The organism is Bifidobacterium sp. ESL0704, from assembly GCF_029392075.1.
Lineage (GTDB): Bacteria > Actinomycetota > Actinomycetes > Actinomycetales > Bifidobacteriaceae > Bifidobacterium.
Genome location: NZ_CP113929.1, coordinates 697515 through 722096, shown reverse-complemented (window position 1 = coordinate 722096; position 24582 = coordinate 697515). Strand labels below are relative to the sequence as shown.

General features: G+C 58.4%; 14 protein-coding genes. 7 read left to right on the top strand and 7 right to left on the bottom strand.

The genetic code is table 11. The features are described from left to right. Positions 1-57: 57 nt before the first annotated feature. From OZX64_RS02395 to OZX64_RS02380, 4 genes are all read right to left on the bottom strand, one after another. Positions 58-2241, bottom strand: a complete 2184-nt coding sequence (locus OZX64_RS02395; RefSeq protein ID WP_277173572.1) for a beta-galactosidase — start codon at positions 2239-2241, stop codon at positions 58-60. Positions 2242-2384: 143 nt separating this feature from the next. Next, a complete protein-coding gene (locus OZX64_RS02390) occupies positions 2385-3758 on the bottom strand; it encodes a glycoside hydrolase family 30 beta sandwich domain-containing protein (protein WP_277173570.1) in 1374 nt (457 codons plus the stop codon). A gap of 126 nt (positions 3759-3884) precedes the next feature. Next, entirely contained in the window at positions 3885-5213 is a 1329-nt protein-coding gene (locus OZX64_RS02385; protein ID WP_277173568.1) for an MFS transporter, read from the bottom strand. Between the two features lie 392 nt (positions 5214-5605). Beyond that, entirely contained in the window at positions 5606-6238 is a 633-nt protein-coding gene (locus OZX64_RS02380; protein WP_277173565.1) for a TetR/AcrR family transcriptional regulator, read from the bottom strand. A 292-nt stretch (positions 6239-6530) separates the two neighbouring features. Between OZX64_RS02380 and OZX64_RS02375 the strand changes: the two genes are divergently transcribed. Beyond that, positions 6531-7658, top strand: coding sequence for a tRNA-dihydrouridine synthase (locus OZX64_RS02375; RefSeq protein WP_277173563.1), 1128 nt, complete (start codon positions 6531-6533; stop codon positions 7656-7658). Between the two features lie 380 nt (positions 7659-8038). Here the strand turns inward: OZX64_RS02375 and OZX64_RS02370 are convergent, their stop codons facing one another. Then, complete coding sequence (locus tag OZX64_RS02370) at positions 8039-13078, bottom strand: acyl-CoA dehydratase activase-related protein (RefSeq protein WP_277173561.1); 5040 nt, start codon at positions 13076-13078, stop codon at positions 8039-8041. A gap of 895 nt (positions 13079-13973) precedes the next feature. Between OZX64_RS02370 and OZX64_RS02365 the strand changes: the two genes are divergently transcribed. Further along, positions 13974-14960 carry a hypothetical protein gene (locus OZX64_RS02365; protein ID WP_277173559.1) on the top strand — a complete coding sequence of 329 codons (987 nt, stop codon included), beginning with the start codon at positions 13974-13976 and terminating at the stop codon, positions 14958-14960. Between the two features lie 333 nt (positions 14961-15293). On the opposite strand, the gene nrdG is transcribed toward OZX64_RS02365, so the two are convergent. Both nrdG and nrdD read right to left on the bottom strand, forming a co-directional pair. Further along, positions 15294-16013, bottom strand: a complete 720-nt coding sequence (gene nrdG / locus OZX64_RS02360; RefSeq protein ID WP_277174937.1) for an anaerobic ribonucleoside-triphosphate reductase activating protein — start codon at positions 16011-16013, stop codon at positions 15294-15296. Between the two features lie 407 nt (positions 16014-16420). Beyond that, complete coding sequence (gene nrdD, locus OZX64_RS02355) at positions 16421-18817, bottom strand: anaerobic ribonucleoside-triphosphate reductase (RefSeq protein WP_277157459.1); 2397 nt, start codon at positions 18815-18817, stop codon at positions 16421-16423. 328 nt (positions 18818-19145) lie between these two features. Here nrdD and xseA point away from each other — a divergent pair, with 328 nt between their 5' ends. The 5 genes from xseA (at position 19146) to pntB (ending at position 24510) form a co-directional block, all read left to right on the top strand. Beyond that, the gene (xseA, locus tag OZX64_RS02350; RefSeq protein WP_277173557.1) at positions 19146-20474 is read left to right on the top strand and encodes an exodeoxyribonuclease VII large subunit; all 1329 of its coding nucleotides are present in this window, start codon (positions 19146-19148) and stop codon (positions 20472-20474) included. Between the two features lie 109 nt (positions 20475-20583). Beyond that, positions 20584-20913, top strand: a complete 330-nt coding sequence (locus OZX64_RS02345; RefSeq protein WP_277173555.1) for an exodeoxyribonuclease VII small subunit — start codon at positions 20584-20586, stop codon at positions 20911-20913. A gap of 235 nt (positions 20914-21148) precedes the next feature. Then, positions 21149-21355 carry a hypothetical protein gene (locus OZX64_RS02340; RefSeq protein ID WP_277173553.1) on the top strand — a complete coding sequence of 69 codons (207 nt, stop codon included), beginning with the start codon at positions 21149-21151 and terminating at the stop codon, positions 21353-21355. A 187-nt stretch (positions 21356-21542) separates the two neighbouring features. Further along, on the top strand, positions 21543-23117 hold the full coding sequence (locus tag OZX64_RS02335; protein WP_277173551.1) for a Re/Si-specific NAD(P)(+) transhydrogenase subunit alpha: 1575 nt from the start codon (positions 21543-21545) through the stop codon (positions 23115-23117). 4 nt (positions 23118-23121) lie between these two features. Further along, positions 23122-24510, top strand: a complete 1389-nt coding sequence (gene pntB / locus OZX64_RS02330; protein ID WP_277156253.1) for a Re/Si-specific NAD(P)(+) transhydrogenase subunit beta — start codon at positions 23122-23124, stop codon at positions 24508-24510. The last annotated feature ends 72 nt before the right edge of the window (positions 24511-24582 follow it).

The following is a 24582-nucleotide window of genomic DNA, read 5'->3' as shown; positions in this document are numbered from 1 at the left end:
GGCCCGATTCGCACCGAATCAACCCCTTGCCTACCGGCGGGCATCTATGCACCGGTATCACGCTTCTTCGGTAACGGCGACGATCAGATTCCAGGCTCCGATCGTCAATTCGTCTCCGGTTGCGACGCACGTCCCAGCCACCGGACCGGACGCACGGTCCTCCACCGCCGAACCGTCTGCGGCGACGGTGATGCCGCCGACAATCACCTTGCCGGATATCGGCGAGGCGAATGAGACCGGTTCGGGCGAATAGTTCAGGAAGTAAACGACGCGTTCGCCGTTCTGGTCGAACCCGACCCGCACACTCACCCTTCCGGCCAGATCGGCACCCAGCGCCTCGACGCCGGCGGCTTCAGCAGCCCCGCGGACGACCTTGCGGGTCGCGTCGGCATCGAGTACGGTTCCGACCCATTGCGCCCAACCGGATCCGAAGGCATGGCGGGTGATCGCCGCGTAGGCGTTCCAGGACGGATGATGGTAGCCGGCCAGAACCTGCGTATCCTCGTCGTTGGGTTTGAGCAATTCGATCAGCGCTTCGGCCTTGGCCTCACCTGGCGTCGCCGCCGTCGCCGCCTTCGACGCGGCAACGGTTCCGGAACCGCCGTCGGCAGCCGCGGCCACGACACCGACGCCATTGGGCCTCGTGAACTGGTTGTAGCTCATCCCGAACACATCGGTGAGGCCGTGCGGGGCCGGATCGTGCCAAACCGTGACATCGTCATTGGCGACGAACGAACGAAGCGAGGAAAGCAAATGGCCGCCCGCCTTGACATAGGCCCGCAACGTGTCGATGGTGTGCTGCGGGGCGCAATAGAGCGCCGGGGTCACCACGAGCCGGTACTGGCCCAGCGTTTCGACATCGGCATCCGTGGCCACGAAATCGGCTTCGATGTTCAGCTCGAACAATGCATCGTAATACATTCGGACGATGTCGTTATACCGCAGCCCGCCGCCGGCCGGGAAACCGGTTTCCAGCGTGAACCAATCGAGCGCCGTCAACGCCTCGTTGGAGACCATGATGGCGACCTGATTGCGTTTGTGCAAATGCTTGAGCCGGTCCTGCACTTCGGGCCTGGCGACCTCGCGCCCGAAGACGCCGGCTTCCTCGTAGGTCGGGTTCGGCTCGAGATCATGGCTCAGCAGGCCTTTCCAGTAGGTCTCGAAAGAGTTGTGGATGGAGTGCCAATGCCAGTACATCACGCTGTCGGCACCGCTGGCCAGATGGCTGTAGGCCTGAAGGCGAAGCTGGCCGGGATACGGCAACCAGCCGTGCTGACCTTGCGCCTCGGTTTCCAATACCAAATAGTTCTGCCCGCCTTTGATCGAACGGGCCATATCGCCGCCGAACGCGATTTCCTTGCCGGTCAGCCCGTCTTCGGTGGGGTGATAGATGTCGACGCCGGCGACGTCGAGCGCCTGGGCCGCCTTGAAATGGTCGACCGCCGGCTGCACGCCGAAGGAGTAGCCGCGCCATTCGTAGTCGAAATTATGGGTGATGAACTGGTCGCTCCGGGCGTATTGACGTACGATATCGGCCTGCCAAGCCAGGTATTGCGCCACTTGCGAGCGACGGAACTTGTCGAACTGCGCACGCAACGACTCGTTGATGGCACCGGTCACGTCGGGAAAATCCTCCCAGGCGTTGATGCGGTTCGACCAGTAGTCGAGCCCGAACGCGGCATTGAGATCGTCGAGATTGTCGTCGAAACGCTTGCGCAGATACTTCACGAAAAGCGCCTGCATATCCGGCGAGACGCAGTCATAGTATTTCGTCTCGTTGTCGACCTGATAGCCGATGACCGCGGGATTCTGGGCGACGTGGGCGATCAGCTTTCTGATGACCCGTTCGGCGTAATAACGGTACGAAGGATTGACGATATCCATAATCTGGCGGGCACCGTATTTGCCGGGACCATTGGCAGTCACGGCGAGCACGTCGGGATGCATGCGCACCAGCCAGGTCGGCACGGCATAGGTCGGCGTGCCCACGATAACCGAAATGCCGTGCTTCCGTGCGGCCTCGAGCACGCGATCGACATGCGAGAAATCGAAGATGCCGGGCTGCGGCTCACAGGTGCTCCACGTCGATTCGGCGATGCGAATGGTGTTGATGCCGATATGCCGCATCATCTCCATATCCGTCTCGACCCGGTCAAGGTCTTTCGGCATGTACTCGTCGTAATACGCCGCTCCGAAAAGAATCCTGTCCGGCAGCTTTGCCGTTGTGTTCGCTTCGATCATATTGGTTCATCCTTGCCTTACGTATCGTCTTCATTGAATACGCAATAAAAATAATAGGATGCAGGCACGGCCTCTGTCGACGAAAGGCAGCGACCGTACCCGCAAATTGCATCAGTGGTTATTGCACCTTGTTATCGTAACTTTCAGTCGATAACGAAGGTGTTGAACGAGCGCGGGGCCAGAGTCGCGGCCACCGCATGCGTTGCATCGCTCGGATCGGTGAAACTGAAATCGATCGGACGCTCGAGCGCGTTCTGTACCACCACGGCGATGGAGCCGTCGGGATTGCGGAAGGCGATGCCCATCGAATTGAAGCGTCCGCTCGTGCCGAGCCGTACGGCACCGGGCTTGACATACTTGGAGAAGTGGCGCATCACGTAGTATTCCGGATTGCGCGTCAAGCTGCCGGTTTTGGAGTCAATGCTGTAGAGCGAGTTCTGCTTCCATCCCCACGTGCTCAGGATCTCGGTCAAGACCATGTTCCAGTAGACGTAGGCGGTGGCGCCGGCACGGAAGTAGTGGTTCATCAGGTGGAACACGTATTCGGCGTAGTCCCAGGAGTTGTCGCCGGTGCCGCATTCGGATTCGGTCTGCTCAAGCTCGAGCTCCGGCCACGATTCGTGGGTGCGCGCGATGGCGTTCTGCCCGGCCCACTGGTAGCCGATGCCCTTGATATAGCCTCGCGCCTTGGCGTCGAAGAGGATGTCGTCGATGAAGCGGTTGTAGTTGTTGAGGCTCATGCCGTAACCGCCGCCTGTCCACGACATGTCCTCCGGCCCGTTCATCGTCCCGAGGAAGATGTCGGTGTCGATGCCCTCGCGTTCGAAGGCCGGTCCGAGGTAATCGCGGATGAAGACCTTGAGGTCGTGGCTCGACCACAAACAGCTTGGGAACTTCTGATCGGCGAAGACCTCGTTCTGCACATGCAGCTGGGTCACCTTGATGCCGCGCTTGGCGTATTCCTGGACGTAGCGCACGAAATACTTGGCGTAGGCGGTGAGGTTTTCGGGTGTCATCACGATGCGGCCGAAATTATAGGCCTTGGGGAATTTCATCCACGTCGGCGGGCTCCACGGGCTCGAGAAAAGCTGCATGTCCGGCTGGTATTTCTGCGCGCGTTGGATATAGGGAACCAACGTCTTGTCGTCGTGTTCGACGCTGAAATGACTCATGTCGTAGTCGCCGTCGGTTTCGTCGTAGCTGTACCACTCTTCGGCGAAATCGTTAGCCCCGATGGGTGCGCGGTTGAAACGGAAGTTCATTTCATCTTGGCCGAAAAGCTCGTGGAACACCGTTTCGGCGGTGTCGGCGTCGGTGTATTTGGTGAGCGCCTGCCAACCCAGCTCGTTGAAGCAGCCGCCGAAGCCACGCACTTTCTGGAACGTCTCACCGGTGAGTGTCAAGCCGCCGGCATCGCTGCCGTTCGCCTCTTTCTGAGCTCCATCGCCGTGCGGGGAGCGTACCGTCGTCTCCACTAATTTCGCATCAGGCGTTGATGCAATCCATGTTGCAGTCATGATTCTGCCTTCCTTTGAAAACCTATTGATCCTACGATTCGTCAGCGCCCGGCGGATCCGAACCATCACGAATCCGTCAAGCACTGACGGCGATTCCGGCCGTCGCAACGACGACTTGTCGAATTTCTACTTCACGCCTTTGATCCACATGATGAAGACGCAGCCGATCAACGCCAGCGCGATGGCCACCGGGAACGCCAGCGAATAGCCGGCGGCGACGACGATGCTCGACATGATCAGCGGCCCGCACATCTGCCCCAACGTCGTGGCGAGGTTCAGAATGCCGAGGTCCTTGCCCGCCTCTTCCTTGTTCGGCAGCACATCGACGAGCAATGCCTGGTCGACCGAGGAGTAGACGCCATACCCCAATCCGGCGATGGCGGCATAGAGGTACATGCCTGTCGTGGTCGGCAGAACCCAAGGCATCGCGATACCGATGGCGAAGCACACCGAGGCTACAACGACCGGGACCTTACGGCGGCCGATGAAATCGGAGAACGGACCGGCGACGATGGAGCCGACCAGAGAGACGACCATGGTGATCACCGAAATCACCGAAATCGTGGCCGCAGCCTGCTTGACCGACTGCCCGACATAGTTTTCGACGATGTACATCTGGTAGACGCTGATCATCTGGTAGCTGACAAGCATGCACAGACGTCCGACGAACGCCTTGTAGAAATCGTGGCCCGTCGAGAACTTCGGCGGACGGAAGGACATGATCACGTCCTTGAAGCCCTTGTCGGCAGCAGGCAGATAGTCGGCCGATTCCTCACGAGGAATGAGCACGACCGCGACAATGCCGCCAAGGAACATCAGCACACCGGCCAACGCGAAGCCAGGGATCAGGTTGGTGACGAAAAACGCGCCGATAAGCGAGCCGATGGGCGAACCGATAGTGGACCCGGCCCCGTAGAACGCGGACATCGTGCCTCGGACCCCCGAAGGAATACGGTCCGAGATGGTCGCCGTCATCGGGGCGATCATGCAGTTCAAGCCAAACATGCACAGGCAGTAATAGACAGTGAGCAGCACTGCGTTGTTGGTGGTACCCGTCAGGAAGAGCATCACACCGCCGAGCACGCCACCGAGGAGAATAAAGGGGGTGCGGCGACCGAAACGAGAACGGGAGCGGTCGGAGAACGTGCCGAACACGAGATTGGCGACCAAAGAGGCCACGGCGGTGCAGGCATTGACGTAACCGATCAGGACATCAGGGCGTATGCCGATCACCTGTTTGTAGTGTTCCGGCAACAGGACGATCGAGACGATGCCGAGTCCCGTCATCCAGAAAACGCCAAACATGAAGAATCCGGCGCCGAATCGCACGAGTTTCTTCTTGGGAACCTTCTGACCGGTTTCGGGGCTTAAGGCTGGATCTTTTTCCGCCGCCTCTATCGCGGCATTATGCCTAGCAAGGCGATCGGCTTTGCTGGCGACTATGGAATCACTCATTGACCCACTTCTTTCACTATCACCAATGATCTACCCAATAACGATGGATTTCAATTTATCTATCGTTTATTAGATAAACGAAATATTATCCAGCTTGACCTACTTTGTCAAATCGGATAATAAAAGACTTTTAGCCATAAAGCGCGTCATATTCCCCCGTTTTAGCGATTTCGCTGGTAAAAACGATGACGTCTCGATTGGTCGTATTGCCCAATTTTAATGTATCAGCGTTATAAACAAAAAAGTAAAAGCAGACACATACCTTCTTTTCACTCGATAAAATATTGTGACATCGAAATAACCCGTGTATAAAAACCACTTTTTACAACACTATCTAATGTATATTTCTTACGTCACAACGATCGTAACGATTGCGGTCGAATGCCACCCGATCACCGATAATGGTCCCACACCCCATCCGGGAAAATGACCTTTTCGAACGCCAGCCATTCGTCGTAAAGATCGATCGGGGGGTCACGCAGCCATCGCAGCTGGATGCCGTCCATGGCCTCGATGCACCTGCGGACCACCGGTCGCATCTTATCGCCCCACGGACGAAATTCCGCAGGCAGGGCCCAATCGAATTGCGAATAATAGCCCCACACCGACTCGGGACGTTCGACGAAGTACTGGTGGAGGGGATGCGAGGGATCGAACGATTCTGTTTCCAAAACCATATAAAGCTGCACCATCATTTTCCTGCCGGCATTGTGCCGTACCAAAAATCGCAGGTATGCAGGGAAAAACGGGCCTTCGGGGTCGCTGCCCGGCAAGCCGGACTCCAGGAAATCATCCGGCGTGCCCGTCGTGTCATAGATATCGGTGATCAAGGGTGAGAGCAGACCGTCTTTGTTGCCAACGTAATGCAAAAGCCCTGGCTGGCTCATACCGACCTCGTCGGCGACGTCTTTGAGCGAAATGCCGTTGAACCCCTTGGTACTGATCAGCTTGGCAGCGGCCTGCGTGATTTCCGCCCGGCGTTCCTCGGGAGACTTGCGGATTCGGCGCTGCTTGGCTTTTGACATGGTTCCCAGTATAGAAGAGACGCAAGTCAGACGGAATAAGACGGCCTGCAACGTTGCGCACAATCATCGGTTTCGTCAATGGCGATACTGCGTCAACGATAAAGCCACTGCCCCGGCACGCACAGCAAAAGGAACGGGACGACCGAATCGTATTGCCGCAATCTCGTGGGGGGGCGGCAAGGGCACAGCGCAAAGGCGCATGTCCGCCTTTCAGAAAACAAAACAGCCTTGCACTGTTTACAATAGTGGTAACAACATCTTTAGCGTTTTCATAAGACCCAAGGAGCAGATCATGACCACAGACAACCGCAGCACCTTGTTTTCGCCGCTGACCCTTCCCACACCGGACGGGACGGGGTTTGCGCTGCGCAACCGCACCATCCTCTCCCCCATGTGCCAGTATGCCGTCGACCGTCAGGACGGGGTGGCCACCGACTGGCATCTGCAACATTACGGAGCCATCGCCGCCGGCGGGTTCGGATTGCTGACCATCGAATCGACAGGGGTCAATGCGATCGGCCGGATTTCACCGCGAGACCTCGGAATGTACAACGAGACGCAGGAAGCCACGCACCGGCGTCTGGTCTCCTTCATCCACTCACAAGGCGCGGCTGCGGCGGTGCAGCTCAACCACGCAGGCGGACGCGCTTCCGGCAAACCTTGGCTTCCCGGCACGCACGGCGGTTCCGCGCCTCTTGAAGACGGCGGATGGCAGACGGTCGGTATGACCGACCAGTCCATCGCCAAGGGCTATCGGCCGACGACGAAACTGAGCAAAGACGGCATCGAGCAGATCGTCTCGGATTTCGCTGCCGCCGCACGCCGTGCCGACGCCGCCGGCTACGACGTCATCCAAATCCATGCCGCACACGGCTATCTGCTGCATCAGTCGCTTTCGCCGTTGACCAATACCCGCGACGACAAATACGGCGGCACCGAGGAGAACCGATTCCGGCTGACCCGCGAAGTCGTGGACGCGGTGCGTGCGGCGTGGCCTGATTCCAAGCCGCTAGGCATCCGCATCTCCGCCACCGATTGGGTCGCCGGCGGGCTTGATGTCGACGTCACCTCGCGCCTGATGCGCGATCTGGTCAAGAACCACGGCATCAACTGGGTCGACGTGTCTTCCGGCGGTTTGGTCAGCACACCGCTGCAGCCTTCCGGCCCCGGATTCCATGCAGTGTTGGGCGCACAAATCAAACGCGCCTTGGCCGACACCGACGCCGTGGTCAGCGTGGTCGGCGGTATTTGTAGCCCTGAGCAGGCCGAGACGATGCTGCGCACCGGCCAGGTCGATGCCGTCTCGATCGGACGCGCCGCGATGCGCAATCCACACTGGCCCGCGATGGCCGCCGCTCGTCTGGGCGTTCCTCGTGAATCCAACCCGGCAGCGCCGCAATACTGGCGTGCCGAGTGGTAAATCCGCAAAACATGCGACAACGCGACACTCAGCCACTCGATGTTTCGAGGTGGTCAATCAACTTCGTACGCCAGCAGCACCCAGTAGCGCTCTGACAATTCGATTTTGACGGCAAGACTCGGCCCGCTTTGCTCCCCCTGCCCTTGCCGCCTTCGTCGATGACAAGTCAATGAATGCAGCGTCGAGCAAACGGGGTTCGACCTGAACCTTGTCGCACGCAACCGCAATTACTCTTTGTATTGCGAACATATTGACGGCTCAGCTTTCTTCAACGGCGAAAGCCATCACATACGAAGGTCGGGTGATACCCGCTAAAAGCATCACCCGACTTTTGCTGCGTTCGGTAACGTTACGGCAACGTTACCGACTCAACCAACGACTCAGTCTGCTTTCGCCAGTTTCTGATCGGCCTTCTTGGCGGCGGCGATCATCAGCTTGATACGGTTCAGCTGGTTGGCCGCGGAGGCGCCCGGGTCGTAGTCGATGGAGACGATATTGGCCTCGGGATGCAGGCGACGAATCTTGCCGAACATGCCGCGTCCGGTGACGTGGTTGGGCAGGCAGGCGAACGGCTGGGCGCACACGACATTCGGGCAGCCGGACCTGATAAGCTCAAGAATCTCGCCGGTCAACAGCCAGCCCTCGCCGGCCTGCACGCCGATCGAGGTGACGGTGGAGGCGAGCTTCACCAATTCCGGCATCGGGGTGTCCTGGATGAACTTGCCGTGCGCAAGGTCGATGGCGCGGCGCACCGGGTTCAGGATGCGGTCGAGGCCCCAACGCATCAGCGCATAAACTTTCTTGTTGCCGCCCATGCCGGTGTTGTGTTCGTTCCAGTCGGTGATGTAGGGGCGGGTGGTCATGAACTCCATGATGCCGGGCACCACGGCCTCGCAGCCCTGTTCCTCGATCTGATCGACCAGGTGGTTGTTGGCATCGGGATGGTACTTCACCAAGATCTCGCCAACCACGCCGACACGCGGCTTGCGCGGGATATTGCGCAACGGCAGGGCGTCGAAGCTCTTGACAATCTCGTTCAAGAGCGTCTGATAGGGCAGATAGCCCTTGCCGATCTTCCGCTTCGCGGTCGCGGAATGGCCATGGTGTTCGATGGTCTCGCGCACGATCGTGTCCCACATCTCGTAGAGCTGGTTGGCGCTGCCTTTGACCTTTTCGTATGGGCGCACGCGGTAATGGCACTTCATTAAGAGGTCGCCGATGACCAACGCCTTGATCGCCCGCCACAGCAGCGTCGGGGTCGCCTTGAAACCGGGATTGTCCTCGATACCTTGGGTGGACAACGCGATAACCGGCACCTGCGGATAACCCGCATCGACCAAGGCCTTGCGAATCAGGCCGTAGTAGTTGGTGGCGCGGCACATGCCGCCGGTCTGGGTGATCGCCAGGCAGACCTTGTTCGGATCGTACTTGCCTTTGATGATCGAATCGACCAATTGCCCCACGACCATGATGGCCGGGTAACAGGCGTCGTTGTTGACGTATTTGAGACCGGTTTCCACATCCTGCTGATCGGCCATCTTGAGCACGTCGAATTTGTAGCCGCCGGAACGGATCACCGCCTCGACCAGACTCATATGCACCGGGCTCATCTGCGGGGCGACGATGGTGTAGTCGCGTCGCATGTCCTTCTGGAAACGTACCTTGTGGGCGTATGCGGATAGCGTACCCTTGCTGCGCTTCTTTTTCTTGCCGTTGGCGGATTTGCCGGAGGTCGCAGTGGCGTTCACGCTGCCGGTTTTCGCGCCACCGTCGGCAACGCTCTTGCCATTGGCGCGGCGCGAAGCCTCTTTCATCGATTCGGTGAGCTTCGGATTCGCCTTCATCACGCTGTCGAGCAAGACCTGACGACCCGGGGTCGGAGCCTTGGAACCGGTTTTGCGGAATTCGCCCTGACGAGCGGCAGGGACTTCCATATTATCGGAATCCTCGGGGCCCTCGGCGGAATCGGCAGAAACAGACGAATCCTCTGCTATCGTCGCTTCGACGTTCTGCTTGGCGGTCTCGGCCTTGTTCGCCGCCGCATCGACGGCAGCCTGGGCCGCGGCCAATTGCGCCTTGGCCTTTTCAAGCTTGCTCTCGGCATCCTTCAGTTCGGCCTCGCGCTTGGCGGCGGCAGCTTCGCGAGCCTTCGCTTCGGCAGCTTGTTTGGCCGTTTCTTCGTCGGTCTTGCCGTCGGCCTTCGTTTCGAGCTCAGGCTTGGACGGGGCCTTGGCGAGCTTGGCCTTGTTGGCCTCGCGCTCCTCGATGGCCGCCTTGAGCGAGCGCAGACGAATCTTCGCCGCGCCCAAGTTGCTGACCTCGTCAATCTTGAGCAACGTGTAGACGTCGGCCTTGTCGGCCAAAATCTCGCTGACCTGGTCGGTGGTGATGGCGTCGATGCCGCAACCGAAGGAGTTGAGCTGCACGAGTTCGAGCCCCGGGTAGGACGCGACGAAATTCGCCGCCGCATACAGCCTGGAATGATAGGCCCACTGGTTGGCCACACGCAACGGCATGTTGATGACCTTGCGGTCGCCGACTTCGCGGAACCCGCCTTCGTCCTTGGCGCGCGGGTCTTTCTCGCCTTCGCTCAAGAACTCACTCAAGTGCAGGTTCTGGCCCGGCTGCAGCTCGCAGATGGAATCCTCCGAAAGCACCACCATGCCCAGCGAGCAGATGGTCTCGGGGATGCCATGGTTGATTTCGGGGTCGATATGGTAAGGGCGTCCGGCGAGCACGATGCCGCGGCAGTTGTGTTCCTTCATATAGGCGAGCGCGCGCAGGCCTTCCTGCTGCACGTCGTGCTTGAAGATCTTGTCTTCGGCATATGCGGCCTTGACGGCCTTCTCGGCCTCTTCGCGGGTGACATTGGTCCACGCGAATTCCTCGACGATGCGGTCGACCATCAACTCATGGTCGGCGAGGTTGAAGTACGGGCGCATATAGCGGATGCCGGGCTCGCGCAGCTCGGTCATGTTGGCTTCGATGACGACCGGGTAGTTGGCGACGATCGGGCAGTTGTAATGGTTGTCGGTGTCACCTTCGACCAGGTTCTCCTCGTAGGAGACGCACGGGTAGAAAATCGTCTTGACCCCGCGGTCCAGCAGCCACTTGATATGGCCGTGCACCATCTTGGCCGGGTAGCAGATGTTCTCCGAGGCGATGGATTCGATGCCGGACTGGAAGAGCTCGTGGCTGGAACGACCGGAAAGCCGGACCTTGAAGCCGAGGTTGGTCAGCAACGTGAACCAGAACGGGTAGTTCTCGTACATGTTGAGCGCACGAGGGATGCCGATTTCGCCGCGGTAGGCCTTCTTATCGGTGAGCCTGCGATAGGCGAAGACGCGCTTGTACTTGTAGTCGTAGAGGTTCGGGCGGTCGCTGCGCTCGGCCTTCGCGTCGGCACCGCGTTCGCAGCGGTTGCCGGTGACGTAGCGCGAGCCGTCCTGGAAGGTCGTGATGGTGAGCTTGCAACGGTTCTGGCAGCGCTTGCACACGTCACGCTCGGAGGTCATCGACAGATGATCGAGCTCGTCGCCCTCGACGATGGCCGACTTGGTATGCTCCGCACTCTCGTCAAGATCGTGGGCATCCTCATAGTGCATGCGGGCGGTCAGCGCCGCGCCGAACGCACCCATCAGGCCGGCGATATTGGGCCTCGTGACCTCTTTGCCGGTCAGCAGTTCGAAGGCGCGTAGCACCGCGTCGTTGAGGAACGTGCCGCCCTGCACCTCGATGGTGTCGCCGAGCTGGCCGGAATCACGCAGCTTGATGACCTTGTAGAGCGCATTGCGCACCACGGAATAGCACAGGCCCGCCGCGATGTTCTCGACGGTGGCGCCTTCCTTCTGCGCCTGCTTGACCGACGAGTTCATGAACACGGTGCAACGCGAGCCCAAGTCGACCGGGTGGTCGGAATTCAGCGCGGCCTGCGTGAATTCCTCGATGGTCAGACCCATGGAATACGCAAAGGTCTGCAGGAACGAACCGCAGCCGGACGAGCAGGCCTCGTTGACAGAGATCGAATCGATGACGCCGTCGGCGATGGCAAGGTACTTCATGTCCTGCCCGCCGATGTCGATGACGGCGGTGACACCGGGGCTCACCATTTCGGCGCCACGATAGTGCGCCATGGTCTCCACCACACCCTCGTCCAAGTGCAGACCAGTGGTGATCAGCCCTTCGCCATAGCCGGTGGCGCAACTGCGCGCGATCCACGCCTCGGCCGGCAGTTCGTTCTCAATCTTGCGTACGATTTCCACGGCCGCGTCGAGCGGGCTGCCGTCGTTGGTGCCGTAAGACGACCACACGATTTCACGGTCGTCGTTGATCAGCGTCGCCTTGATGGTGGTCGAACCGGCGTCGATACCAAGGAAATGCGGGCCTTTCGCGCCTTCAAGCGTGCCGACCTTGACCTGTTCGGCATGATGGCGTTCGTTGAATTTGCGACGGTCCTCTTCGGTCGGGAAGAGCGGCGGCATCGTGGCGGTGTCGACCGGCTTGTTCTTCAGCGCCTCGAGGTCGTCGATAATCTCTTGACAGCTGCGCGGCTCAAAGTGCTGCCCCACATCCAGTTCGTTGTCGTCGCCGCACATGAGCGCGGAACCGTAGGCGACATAGAGGTGGGCGTTTTCGGGGACGATGAACTTGTCGACCTTGCCTTCGAGCGCACGGGCAAAGGCCTCACGCAGCTCGGAAAGGAAGAACAGCGGCCCGCCGAGAAAGACGACATTGCCGTGAATCGGGCGGCCGGAAGCCAGCCCGGCGATGGTCTGCGTGGCCACTGCCGAGAAGATGGAAGCAGCAAGGTCTGGCTTGTCGGCACCGTCGTTGATCAGCGGCTGCAGGTCGGATTTGGCGAATACGCCGCAACGCGAAGCGATCGGGTACAAAATCTTGTAGTCCTTGGCCATATCGTTCAAGCCGCTGGCATCCGTGTCCAGCAGCGTCGCCATCTGATCGATGAACGCACCGGTGCCGCCCGCGCAGGAACCGTTCATACGCTGTTCAGGTGTCGGCTTCAGATACGTGATCTTCGCGTCCTCGCCGCCAAGCTCGATGATGACGTCGGCTTGCGGGTATACCTGGTCAATGGCCTTGGTTTCGGCGATGACCTCCTGGACGAATGGGACGTTCATATCGTCGGCCAGGCCCAGACCGCCGGAACCGGTGATCGCGAGGTTGATCAGCTGCGAGCCGCGTCCCTCTTCTTCGAGTTGTTTCTTGATGTCACGCAGCAACCCTGCCACCGTGGCGCGCACATTGGCGTTGTGACGCCGATAATCGGCAAACAGCACATCCTTCAAGTCGCTGCTTTTGTCGAGAACGACGGCCTTGACCGTAGTTGAACCGATATCGAGCCCGACCCGCAGGGGCGTAACCTCATGCTCCGTTGTCTTGGTTGTCATCACGTCAGCCATGCCTGAATCCTTACCATTTCCGTAAACTCACCGTGTTTTGCGTAATCTGGCACTGTGAGTTTACACACACATACATTGCAAGATTAGTCGCCGCACAACCCATTGAACAGATACCTCACCACGATTCAGCTAAAAGAAGCAACTAGTGTGACCTACATCTCTTGACAAACCCAATATTTCATGCTTCTTCACATTGTCGCATTCGTTGTGCCACGCCTATGGTCTCGTGGCAACCAGCCAGGCGGCTATCGAATCCGCAAATAACCGTTTTCACGTCTATTTTCCATATCCGAAATCGTCCGGCAGCACATCTTCAACGAGAATTCCCAGTATCCGTCCTATAACGATATCCCCGAAAAACCGTGTCGCTGAACTATACGTCTCCATCCTCACCGATGAATTAGCCAGCTCAGGTGGACCGCCTACCTTTACTTAGCATCAATCCCACACTACTGCCCGCGCCCCAGCTGCGCGTCGAACCCGTCAACCGACGATATCGGAAACATGGCTTTGCGGCATCGTCACCACGCAAAGCCACAAACCCATGATAAACAGCCGCCTCATCATGGCTTTGCGGCATCGACATCCGGAAAAGCCACAAACCCATGATAAAAGCTCTCCTCATTCTGGCTTTGTGGCATTCATATGATGGAAAGCCACAAACCCATAACGAAGAAGCCGTCGCCTCCCACGAATACGAATACCCGTATCACGACTTGGCACCGCCACCACCCACACGCCCCCCCCTAACCGATGTGGACAATAATGCAAATACCCGTCATGCCTGTGGACAACACCGCCGCGACACGCCCGGAATGTGGATAACCGCGAACGTTCGACCACACAACACGATTACGGCACGCTTCCCGTTCGGATTCCGCTACCATCAACCGATATGAGACAAAATCCGACGATTATCCGCAAGATCCAGCAAAGCGAGCGCGAAAACAGGTTCTTCTTCGGCGTCGACGAACGCGAACGACAAGCCATGCGCAACCGAACCCGCAGCGGCGAGTTGGCAAGGGTTTTCCGAAACGTCTACGCGGCAAAGACATATTATTCGTCTCTCTCACCAAGGCAACGAACGTTGCATCTCATCCGCACACTGCAACTGATGCATCCGACGTGGAGGTTCGCATCACTGAGCGCGGCCAGTATCCACGGATTCGAATATTCGTACGAGCTCGACCGCCGCTCGCCGATTTTTCTCGCTACCCAACGATCCAGCAACAGGCACCACACCAAAGGCATCGAATTGGTGCACGTCGGCAAGGCGCAGCATTCCATATGCCACGGAATACAGGTCACTTGCGTCGAGCAGACTCTCATCGACTGCGCCACGAGACTGTCTTTCGACCAAAGTCTCGGCATTTTCGACTCGGCGCTACGCAGCGCAACCACCACAAAAGCGAAAATAGCAGCAGCAACGACCTCTCTGAGCGCCAAGCGTTCGGCAATAGTCGATCGCGTCCTGCACTATGCCGATCCAGATAGCGAGAACGGGGGAGAATCCCACTGCCGTGCCGTAATCATCGAAGCAGGATTCACGGTTCCTTCGTTACAGCAGGAATTCTTTGATCCCGATCATCCGAATACACGCTATCGAGTGGACTTTCTTTGGCATTTGCACGGCGGACGGTTGGTCGTACTCGAATACGACGGGATGGAGAAGTATACCAACCCTGCCATGACCAACAACCATAACACCAGATCGGTTGTCGACGCCGAACGACGACGCGCCAAGGTGCTTACCGGCTTCGGAGCTACCATAGTGAGAACCGATTATCAAGAAGTGATCGCCAAGCAGCCACTCATCGACAAACTCGCCTTGGCAGGCATTCCACCGTCCGCCGCCACTTACGTCCAATACCCAATCAAGTGACGTCTGCCGGAGATTGTTTCAGTCATCATAACGCAATACAATGCGCAAAAACCTCGCGGGTCAATATCCCGATGCCGATTGAGTAGCCGGTACCGTCGGCAAGACGATTCTCACTTTCGGACTCACTATGGGTTTGCGGCATACGACCCAGTAAAAGCCACAAAGCCATGATGAAGAAGGCCCTAATCATGGGTTTGCGGCATATGCCTCGACGAAAGCCACAAAGCCATGATGGAAGGCACCTTTATCATGGGTTTGCGGCTTTGTTATTTGTTGATGCCGCAGACCCATGCTTCGCAACAAACCGCGAGCAAGGTAGGCAGCCGATGCCGCTCAGCTGGCAGCACCCTCGCCGGCGGAGCGGTCCTTGCCGTAGACCTCGGGGATGAAGCGGTGCTGGTCATGCAGTTTCGACCAGATAACGGGCGCCGTCGAACCGTTCTCATCGTGCGCACGCAGCGAAGCCGGCACGTCGATGATGCGCTGATTGCCGGAGCCGCGGAATTGCAGGAGCGAATCGTGGTGGTCCTTCATATATCGTCCGTCCACCAAGATGTCGACATCACGCAGCAGCTCGAGCTTGTCGGCGCTTTCGCCCGGACGCATGAGCTCCTCCCATGTATAGCCGGTCCAGCACCAGATATCTTTGGCATGACCGAATTCCTTGCGGATACGTTTGGAGAGCTTCAGCAGCACGCCGGTGTTGAGCAGCGGTTCGCCGCCGAGAAACGTGATACCTTGGACGACGTCATTGCCCAGATCCTTGATGATCTTGTCTTCAAGACCTTGCGTATAGGGATGGCCGGCCTGAAAATCCCAGATGGATTCGTTGAAGCACTCGACGCAATGGAACGGACAGCCCGAAACGTATACAGAACAACGGATACCCTCGCCATCGGTCATCACCAGCGGCTTGTAGTCGGCGATCATATCGTGGCTCAGCTTCTCGCTGGTCCACTGCCCCGCCTTCGGATTATTGGCGTAGACCGTGGGAATCCATGGCCCGCGACCCGTTTCGTCTGCGGCGAAATCATGCAGCTTGCCGCCTGCCAGTTTTCCCATATTGTTCCTTTTCGAATATCCAGCTCACATCAAACCCATGATGCGATTATTTCTTGCGCGTAAAAACAAAAAATGCATAAACACGTCACCTGTCACGCCCACCGTGAATCCATTCGGGCAACGCCTACGGAGGCCCGACACCAAACCAGCCGCATGCTGCCCCATCAGCACGATAAACCGAAACCAGCACCTTACCGATCAGACATTTCGGGTATGCATTCCTGTATCAATTGCCTGCCAACAACCACGACACACGGCACACCAGCATGCACGCCCATATCCGCCCGTCGACGGTGTAAACCAAATAAGCCACGGCCATCAGTAACGGGCAAAGCAAAGGCGGCCGCATCCGAAACGATGAACCGCCTTTGCCTTTGTGCTTTTACAGGACTACCGAACTACTTGGCCTCTTCGTACCATTCGCGCTCGGTGCCGTCCTTCAGCACGACATGGCCGGTCTCGCCGCTCATGTGCTTGGCGCGGTGCGTGATCTCCTCGTGACGGCCGTGCACCATCGGGCGCTGCACCGGGTTGCCGAGGTAGCCGCAGGTACGCTTGGTGACGTTGCACTTGTCGGGGTCACAGTTGCCGCACTCAGGGCACTTGAAGCCCTCCTCGGTCGGCTCGAAGTCGCCCTCGAAACCGCAGACGTAGCAGTGGTCGATCGGGGTGTTGGTGCCGAGGTAGCCGATGCCGATGTTGTGGGCGTAATCCCACACGGCCTCGAGCGCCTTCGGGTTGGTCTGCAGAGTCGGGAACTCGCAGTAGTTGATGAACCCGCCCGAAGCATAGTACGGGAAGTCCTTCTCGTAGTCGAGCTTCTCCATCGGGGTTGGCGACAGCCAGACCGGATAGTGGAACGAATTGGTATAGAAGTCGTGGTCGGTCACGCCCGGCACACGGCCGAACTTCTCACGATCCATGCGGTTGAAGCGGTCGGTCAACGACTCGGCAGGCGTGGAATAGAGCGAATAGTGATAGCCCTCTTCCTTGGCCCACTTGGCGCACAGCGCGTTCATCTTCTTGACAATCGAAAGCGCGAATTCCTTGCCTTCCGCATCCCAGCTGTGATCCTGCATCCAGTCCTTGCCGTAGAAGACGCTGGTCGCCTCATAAAGGCCGATATAGCCCAGCGAGACGGTGGCGCGGTCGCGGTTGAAGAGCTGATCGACGTTGTCGTTGGCATTCAAACGGCCGAAAGCACCGTAACGATAGAGCGTCGGCGCGTTGATCGGCTTGGCCTGCTTGCAGCGCATGATACGGAACTGCAGAGCTTCGTGGGCGACATCCATACGTTCGTCGAAGATCTTCCAGAAGCGGTCCTTGTCGCCGCGCGATTCAAGCGCGATACGCGGAATGTTGACGGTGACCACACCGAGGTTCAGACGGCCTTCCTCCTCGTCCTTGCCGGTGTCGGGATTGGTCCACCTGGGCAGGAACGAACGGCAGCCCATCGGCGCCTTGAAGGAACCGGTGATCTTGACGAGGTTCTCATAGAAGAGGATGTCGGGGTACATGCGCTTGGTGGAGCACTCGAGCGCGAGCTGCTTCAGGTCGTAGTTCGGGTCGCTAGGCTCGGAGTTGATGCCATGCTTGACCGCGTAGGTGAGCTTCGGGAAGATCGCGGTGTGGTGGTCGCGGCCGAGGCCGAGGATGCGCACCAGGAAGATGCAGCGGGTGATCTCGCGGGAGAACCACGAAGTGCCGAGGCCGAAGCCGACGGTGACGAACGGGGTCTGGCCGTTGGAGACGCGGTTGGAGTTGATCTGGTATTCCATGGTCTGCATGGCGTCGTAGATGGCCTTACGGGTCATGATCTTGGCGTAGATCTCGCGGATTTGCTCGAGCTTCGGCGCATCGGCGTGGAAGGGAGTGTCCTGTGGGATCGGCTTGCGATCGGCGTCGAAGTGCAGGGTCTTGGGCTCGTTGGCCTTCAGCCCGTCGACGATCTGCTGGGCCACATCCTCCGGCATGGAATCCGGAATCATGGTGTGCGCCTGATCGAGGAACTTCTTGTAATCCTTGCGAGCGTACTCGTCGAGCATCTCGTCGGCGCGATTGACGGTCTGGCCGCCGTACTGGTCGCCCGCGATGTCCTTGATGATCTGCGTGATCTGCGTGGCCGCGGTGCCGATGGACTTCGGGGTGTCCATCATCGCGTTGCCCAGCTCGAAACCGTTGTGCAGCATATCGGCGAAGTTCGGCAGCGAGCAGTTGGTCTCGGCGGTGAACGGCGAGTAATCGGCGTCGTGGAAGTGGATGTCGCCCTTCATATGTGCGTTGGAGACGCGCTTGGGAAGCATGGAGAAAGCCGAGGCCTTGGAGACGGCGCCGGCCAGCAGATCACGCTGCGTGGCGTAGACGTTGGAATCCTTGTTGGCGTTCTCGCGCACCAGCGTCTCGTCCTTGTTGACCAGACGATCGACGGCGGCGTTGATATCGGTGGCCTTGGCGCGGTCGATGTCCCTGTTGAGACGATAGTTCGTATAGTTACGAGCAACATCATACAAATGATTTTCAACAAGTCCGTGCTCCACAAGATTCTGGATATCCTCAATCTTGGCCGGGCCGCTGTAACGCTCCTTGACTTCGCCTTCAATACCATTGGCGAGATCACGAATCATCTGTTCTTCTTCAGGACCAACCTCTTTGTTGAGATCCTTAAAGGCCGACTTCACAGCGGCGATGATGTTCACCGTGTCAAAATCGACAATTCGCCCGTCACGCTTTTCGACCAACACGGCCTTTGTCGCCGTGGTTGACTTTGTGGGCGCATCCAGAACCTGAGCCTGCATCAACTTACCCTTCCTTTACATCTGACAAAACTCCGATACAGAATCGCACAAATCACATGGATGAAATCACACGCGTGTAACTTTCTGTGTCTTCCATCACTATAGGACGCCCCAAATACTATATCTAGGGATTCAATCGGCGTTTCTCCCCCAGATTTAGTAATAACGGCGGAATAGTGCGGAAATTCATAGTTCAAAATTTTCACATTTATTTTTTTATCAGGATGTCTGGCGAAAGCCTCGAAAATTTGTCCACCCTTGAATCAAGAACCTTGAAATTCATCTCAAGATGGCCATCCTTGTCCTTCATCAAGAGGATTGTGGAATCATGGCATTCAATACGAGATATGGGTACACGGCACCCAACCAAAATGCGGGTCCGGGCGCAGATCCGGGACTGACAACCCAGCAAGGGCTGAGACGTCCCGGCGAGCTGCCACGGCTGGCGCGCGACACCACGCCCGAGAACCCGTGGCCGGTCAGCGTGGTCAGCCAGAAATACCACGACGCCGTACACCGCTGGCCCGGTTCGTGGATCGAGGGACAAATCGTCGAGATCAACATGCGTCGCGCCAGCTCCGGCTACATCACCCTGCGCGACAATTTCGAGGACATCTCGATTTCGGTGATGGGCTTCCGCAACTTCGTGGCCATGGCCTCGGGCTTCCATCAAGGCGACCGCGTAGTCATCCACGGCAAGCCGGACGTGTGGGTCAAAGCCACCCGCCTGAGCTTCGTCGCCGACGACATCCGACGCATCGGCGCCGGCGACCTCAAGACGCAAATCGACGAGCTACGCAAAAAGCTCAAGGGCGAGGGGCTGTTCGATCAGGAAAACAAGGTCGAGCTGCCGGAATTCCCGAAATGCATCGGACTCATCTGCGCCCCGCAGGCCCGAGCCGAAGGCGACGTGATCACCAATGTCAACCTGCGCTGGCCGGCCGTGAAGTTCAAAGTCGTTCATTCGCACGTCCAGGGCGTGCAATGTCCGCCGGAAGTCATCGCAGCCATTCAGAAACTCGATGCGGATCCCGAGGTCGACGTCATCATCGTCGCCCGCGGCGGCGGCAGCTTCGAAGACCTCATCGGCTTCTCCGACGAAGGCGTGGTACGGGCCACCGCGGCCTGCGAGACCCCCATCATTTCGGCTGTCGGCCACGAAGACGATTGGACACTCATCGACCTGGCCAGCGATCTGCGAGCCTCGACTCCCACCGACGCCGCCAAGAAAGTGGTGCCTGACGTACGCGAACAGTGGCAGCTCATCGCCAACGCGCGTGCGCAGATGAACATGCGCGTCCGGTCCCGCATCGACAACGAAATCCGTGTCATCGAAGGCTATGCAAACCGTCCCAGCCTCACACATCCGCAAACGATGCTCGAACCGCACCAGCGCTTCCTCGACGAATCAAAGCAGCGGATGCAACTGGGCTTGACACGGCTCGTGGACGATGCAAGCCTCACGATCGAAAAGCTCCATGCCAGTTTGAGCGCCCTGAGCCCGCAATCGACGCTCGATCGCGGATATGCGGTGGTACAGGCAGGCAACGGACACGTGCTTGACGACGCTTCGGCCATTGCTCCCGGAGACATGCTCACCTTGACACTGAAGAAGGGCGAGGTGGTCACCGAGGCGAAAACCGTCAATCCGGAATAACCAGGAATCGCACCAATCGAATATCTCGCGCAAAACAGCACACGTCAACGTTCTGATGCAACAGAATAAACAACAGCAAACAACCACACCAACAAAGTAAGGACTCAACATGGCAGCAACCACGGATTCGGAAAACAAGAACGCCGAGAACAAGACCGAGCAGGCAACCGCCCCCGCTTCAAGCCTCACCGACAAGGAACGCGACCAGATCGCCCAGATGCCATACGAAGAGGCACGCGACAACCTCATCAAGGCCGTGCAGGCGCTCGAGGCCGGCGGTTTGAACCTCGATCAGTCGATGCACCAGTGGGAGGTCGGCGAAGCGCTGGCCAAACGCGCCCAAAGCCTTTTGAACGAGGTACGCGCAAAGCTTGAGACCGCCGAAGCCGAGCAGCAGTCGACAGCAGCGACCGCCGGTACGCAATCTAATTTGGAGTAGTACCAAATTAGATTCCGTCTTCGCGCGCTTCAGCGCGCTCACCTCACCTATGGAGAGCCCACAGGACTCTCCATTTAACGGTTCAGCAATCTAATTTGGAGTAGTACCAAATTAGATTCCGTCTTCGCGCGCTTCAGCGCGCTCACATCAACTTTGCCCACGAGACTATAGTTGTTGTTATCCGGCGACTCATTTACGACGGATAACAACAACTTCATGTTCAAAGGAGAACGCGATGGGTATCGAATATCGAAAGACCTTGAAAAAGCGTGCAACGAGAGGCGACGATCTGCCGCACAGCATCTCCAAGGCAATGATCGAACGCGCACAGAAAGCCGCGGCACGCAACAAGGCCCGCATTGACGATGGGCAGACATTCAGGGCACACCAGCATACGGACCGTGATGCACCGTCCCGCAAACGAAGCGGACAATACTCCTGATATGCATATGCTTTATGCGCGATTCCCCGAATATCAGAGTTTCACCAATCAGCGCGTTTCGGAGCAATCAGCGCAACAACACCATTGTCGTTCCATGCAAATGTCCAATATCGGAACATGAAACGGCACCAAAACAACCGCGATGCAATCATGATATACGGATATCATCGGGAAGGAAGGAGCAATCGTGATTATCGGAATACCCAAAGAGACATCACCGGGCGAAAGGCTGGTTGCGGCGACACCGAAAACCGTCGGCCAGTTGAAAAAGCTCGGTTACGATGTCACTATAGAAATCGGAGCGGGAGAAGAGGCAAACTTCTCCGACCATGAATACCAAGAGGCAGGCGCAACGATTGGCCAGACCGCGGATGTCTGGAAAGCCGACATCGTCGTCACCGTCGACACCCCTACGCCTGATGAGATCTCCGGGATGAAGTCAGGTGCCATGCTGGTTTCCCGTCTTGCGCCGCACAGCAACGCCAAGCTGCTCGACACCTTGGCGCATCGCAACATCACGGCCCTGGCACTTGATGCCGTGCCGCGAATCTCACGAGCGCAGTCGCTTGACGTGCTTTCCACTATGTCGAACGTCTCCGGCTATCGCGCGGTGATCGAGGCCGCACAATCTTATGGCGGCATGTTCGCCGGACAAGTCACCGCAGCGGGCAAAACGGCTCCGGCCAAGGTCTTCGTCATCGGCGGAGGCGTGGCAGGTCTCGCGGCCATCGGTGCGGCCGCTTCGATGGGGGCCGAGGTCCGCGCCTTCGACGTGCGCCCTGAAGCCGCCGAACAAATCGAGTCCCTTGGCGCCACCTTCGTGCGTGCCGAAGGAGCCCAGCAGGAAAAGTCCGACACCGGTTACGCCAAGGCGTTGAGCGACGATCAGGAGAAGGCGACACTGGCACTGTATACCAAGGAAGCCGCCAACGCCGATATCGTCATCACCACCGCGCTGGTGCGTGGCGCCGGCGTGCTCACCCTCACCAAGGACGCGGTCGCCGGTATGAAACCCGGTTCGGTCATCGTCGACCTCGCGGCCAGCGGTGGCGGCGACTGCGAGCTGACGCAGCCCGGCAAGAAGATCACCACCGAGGGCGGCGTGACCATCATCGGCTATACCGACCTCGCCAGCCGTATGCCGCAGCAGACTTCGCAGCTTTACGGCACCAACGTGGTCAATCTGATGAAGCTCTTGACCCCCAAGAAGGACGGCACGCTCACGCTCGACCTTGACGACGAGGTGCAGCGCGGCATGACCGTGACCCGAGAAAGCGAGATCCTCTGGCCACCGCCGAAGGTCTCGGTCTCTGCGGCGGCGAAAACCGACAACAAGGCAAAACAACTGACGCCCGAGGAAAAGAAGGCTCGGCAACAGGAGGCAAAGGCCAAGGAAGAAGCCATCAAGGCACAAAAGAGCAAGCGCAACACTGTGCTCATGGCTATTGCGGCCATTCTGCTCGCCATCGCGTTGGCCTTCGCCGACTCGAAGCTGTTGATGACGTTCTCTATTTTCATCCTCGCGATTTTCGTGGGTTATTACGTGGTTTCCAACGTCACGCACTCGCTGCACACGCCGCTGATGAGCCAGACGAATGCCATTTCCGGCATCATCCTCATCGGTTCGCTCTTACAGATCGGCTCGGCCAATACGCTGGTAACGGTGCTGGCCGTGATTTCGGCGGCCATCGCCTCGATCAACGTGTTCGGCGGGTTCCTGGTGACCTATCGAATGCTCAGCATGTTCAGGAAGGATGCGTGAAATCATGACACTCGAATCCATTGCCCAATCCGCCTACTTGCTGGCGGCAGTGCTCTTCATTCTCTCGTTGGCCGGACTTTCCAAGCAGGAGACCGCCCGTCGCGGCAATATCCTCGGCATGATCGGCATGGCAATCGCCATCGTTGCCACCATCGCCTTGGCCTTGGTCGATTCGGCCCGGCCCATCTGGGTGACGGCGTTGCTGATCGCTTTGGTCTTCATCGTCGGCGCGTCCTTCGGCATCTACAAGGCCCGCACCGTCGAAATGACGCAGATGCCGGAACTGATCGCGATGCTCCACAGCTTCGTGGGCATTTCCGCAGTTCTTATCGGCTACAACTCATGGCTCACGGAGAAGAATCCGAACGGCGCACACCTGGCCGAAACCTATATCGGCGTTCTGATCGGCGCCGTGACTTTCACCGGTTCCATCATCGCCTATCTGAAGCTCTCGGCCAAGATGAAGTCGAAGCCGCTGATCATCCCCGGCCATAACCTCATCAATCTGATTGTGCTGATCGTCATGATCGCGATGATCGCCTGGTTCATCCCCACCAACTCGATCTGGCCGCTGGCCATCATGACCGTGCTGGCACTGCTGCTCGGCCTGCACATGGTGGCGGCCATCGGCGGCGGTGACATGCCGGTGGTCATCTCCATGCTCAACTCCTACTCGGGCTGGGCCGCGGCCGCGTCGGGCTTCATGCTCGACAACAACCTGCTGATCATCACCGGCTCGCTGGTCGGCGCTTCCGGCGCCATCCTCTCCTACCTGATGTGCAAGGCCATGAACCGCAAGTTCGTCTCCGTCATCCTTGGCGGCTTCGGCGAAAAGCCGGCGAAATCGGGCGACACCAAGGAAATCACCGGTGAGGTGCATGAAGCCAACGCCACCGACGTGGCGCAAATGCTTAAGGATGCGAAAACGGTCATCATCGCCCCCGGCTATGGCATGGCCGTGGCGAAAGCTCAGCAGGCCGTAGCCGGCTTGGTCGAGAAGCTGCGCGCCCAGGGTGTCGAGGTCCGTTTCGCCGTCCATCCGGTGGCCGGACGTCTGCCTGGCCATATGAACGTGCTGCTGGCCGAGGCCAAGGTGCCTTACGATATCGTCATGGAAATGGATGAGATCAACGACGACTTCGCCGATACCGACGTCGTCCTCGTCATCGGAGCCAACGACACGGTCAATCCTGCCGCTGCGCAAGATCCCGATTCCCCCATTGCCGGCATGCCTGTGCTGCGCGTTTGGGAGGCCAAGCAGGTCGTCGTCCTCAAGCGCTCAATGGGCACCGGCTACGCCGGCGTGCAGAATCCGCTGTTCTTCAACGACAACACGTCGATGCTCTTCGGCGACGCCAAGGCCAGCGTGGAGGCTATCTCCAACGCGGTCTGAACGCAAAATCAAGTAAATAAAGTATTGGGGCCTGTCCGCTTGAGATTAGCGGACAGGCCCCAATACTAACGA

What these genes read in the sequence shown, in the direction of transcription:
- OZX64_RS02395 (WP_277173572.1), bottom strand. Translation starts at nt 2,241, where the DNA reads ATGATCGAAGCGAACACAACGGCAAAGCTGCCGGACAGGATTCTTTTC.
- OZX64_RS02390 (WP_277173570.1), bottom strand. Translation starts at nt 3,758, where the DNA reads ATGACTGCAACATGGATTGCATCAACGCCTGATGCGAAATTAGTGGAG.
- OZX64_RS02385 (WP_277173568.1), bottom strand. Translation starts at nt 5,213, where the DNA reads ATGAGTGATTCCATAGTCGCCAGCAAAGCCGATCGCCTTGCTAGGCAT.
- OZX64_RS02380 (WP_277173565.1), bottom strand. Translation starts at nt 6,238, where the DNA reads ATGTCAAAAGCCAAGCAGCGCCGAATCCGCAAGTCTCCCGAGGAACGC.
- OZX64_RS02375 (WP_277173563.1), top strand. Translation starts at nt 6,531, where the DNA reads ATGACCACAGACAACCGCAGCACCTTGTTTTCGCCGCTGACCCTTCCC.
- OZX64_RS02370 (WP_277173561.1), bottom strand. Translation starts at nt 13,078, where the DNA reads ATGGCTGACGTGATGACAACCAAGACAACGGAGCATGAGGTTACGCCC.
- OZX64_RS02365 (WP_277173559.1), top strand. Translation starts at nt 13,974, where the DNA reads ATGAGACAAAATCCGACGATTATCCGCAAGATCCAGCAAAGCGAGCGC.
- nrdD (WP_277157459.1), bottom strand. Translation starts at nt 18,817, where the DNA reads ATGCAGGCTCAGGTTCTGGATGCGCCCACAAAGTCAACCACGGCGACA.
- xseA (WP_277173557.1), top strand. Translation starts at nt 19,146, where the DNA reads ATGGCATTCAATACGAGATATGGGTACACGGCACCCAACCAAAATGCG.
- OZX64_RS02345 (WP_277173555.1), top strand. Translation starts at nt 20,584, where the DNA reads ATGGCAGCAACCACGGATTCGGAAAACAAGAACGCCGAGAACAAGACC.
- OZX64_RS02340 (WP_277173553.1), top strand. Translation starts at nt 21,149, where the DNA reads ATGGGTATCGAATATCGAAAGACCTTGAAAAAGCGTGCAACGAGAGGC.
- pntB (WP_277156253.1), top strand. Translation starts at nt 23,122, where the DNA reads ATGACACTCGAATCCATTGCCCAATCCGCCTACTTGCTGGCGGCAGTG.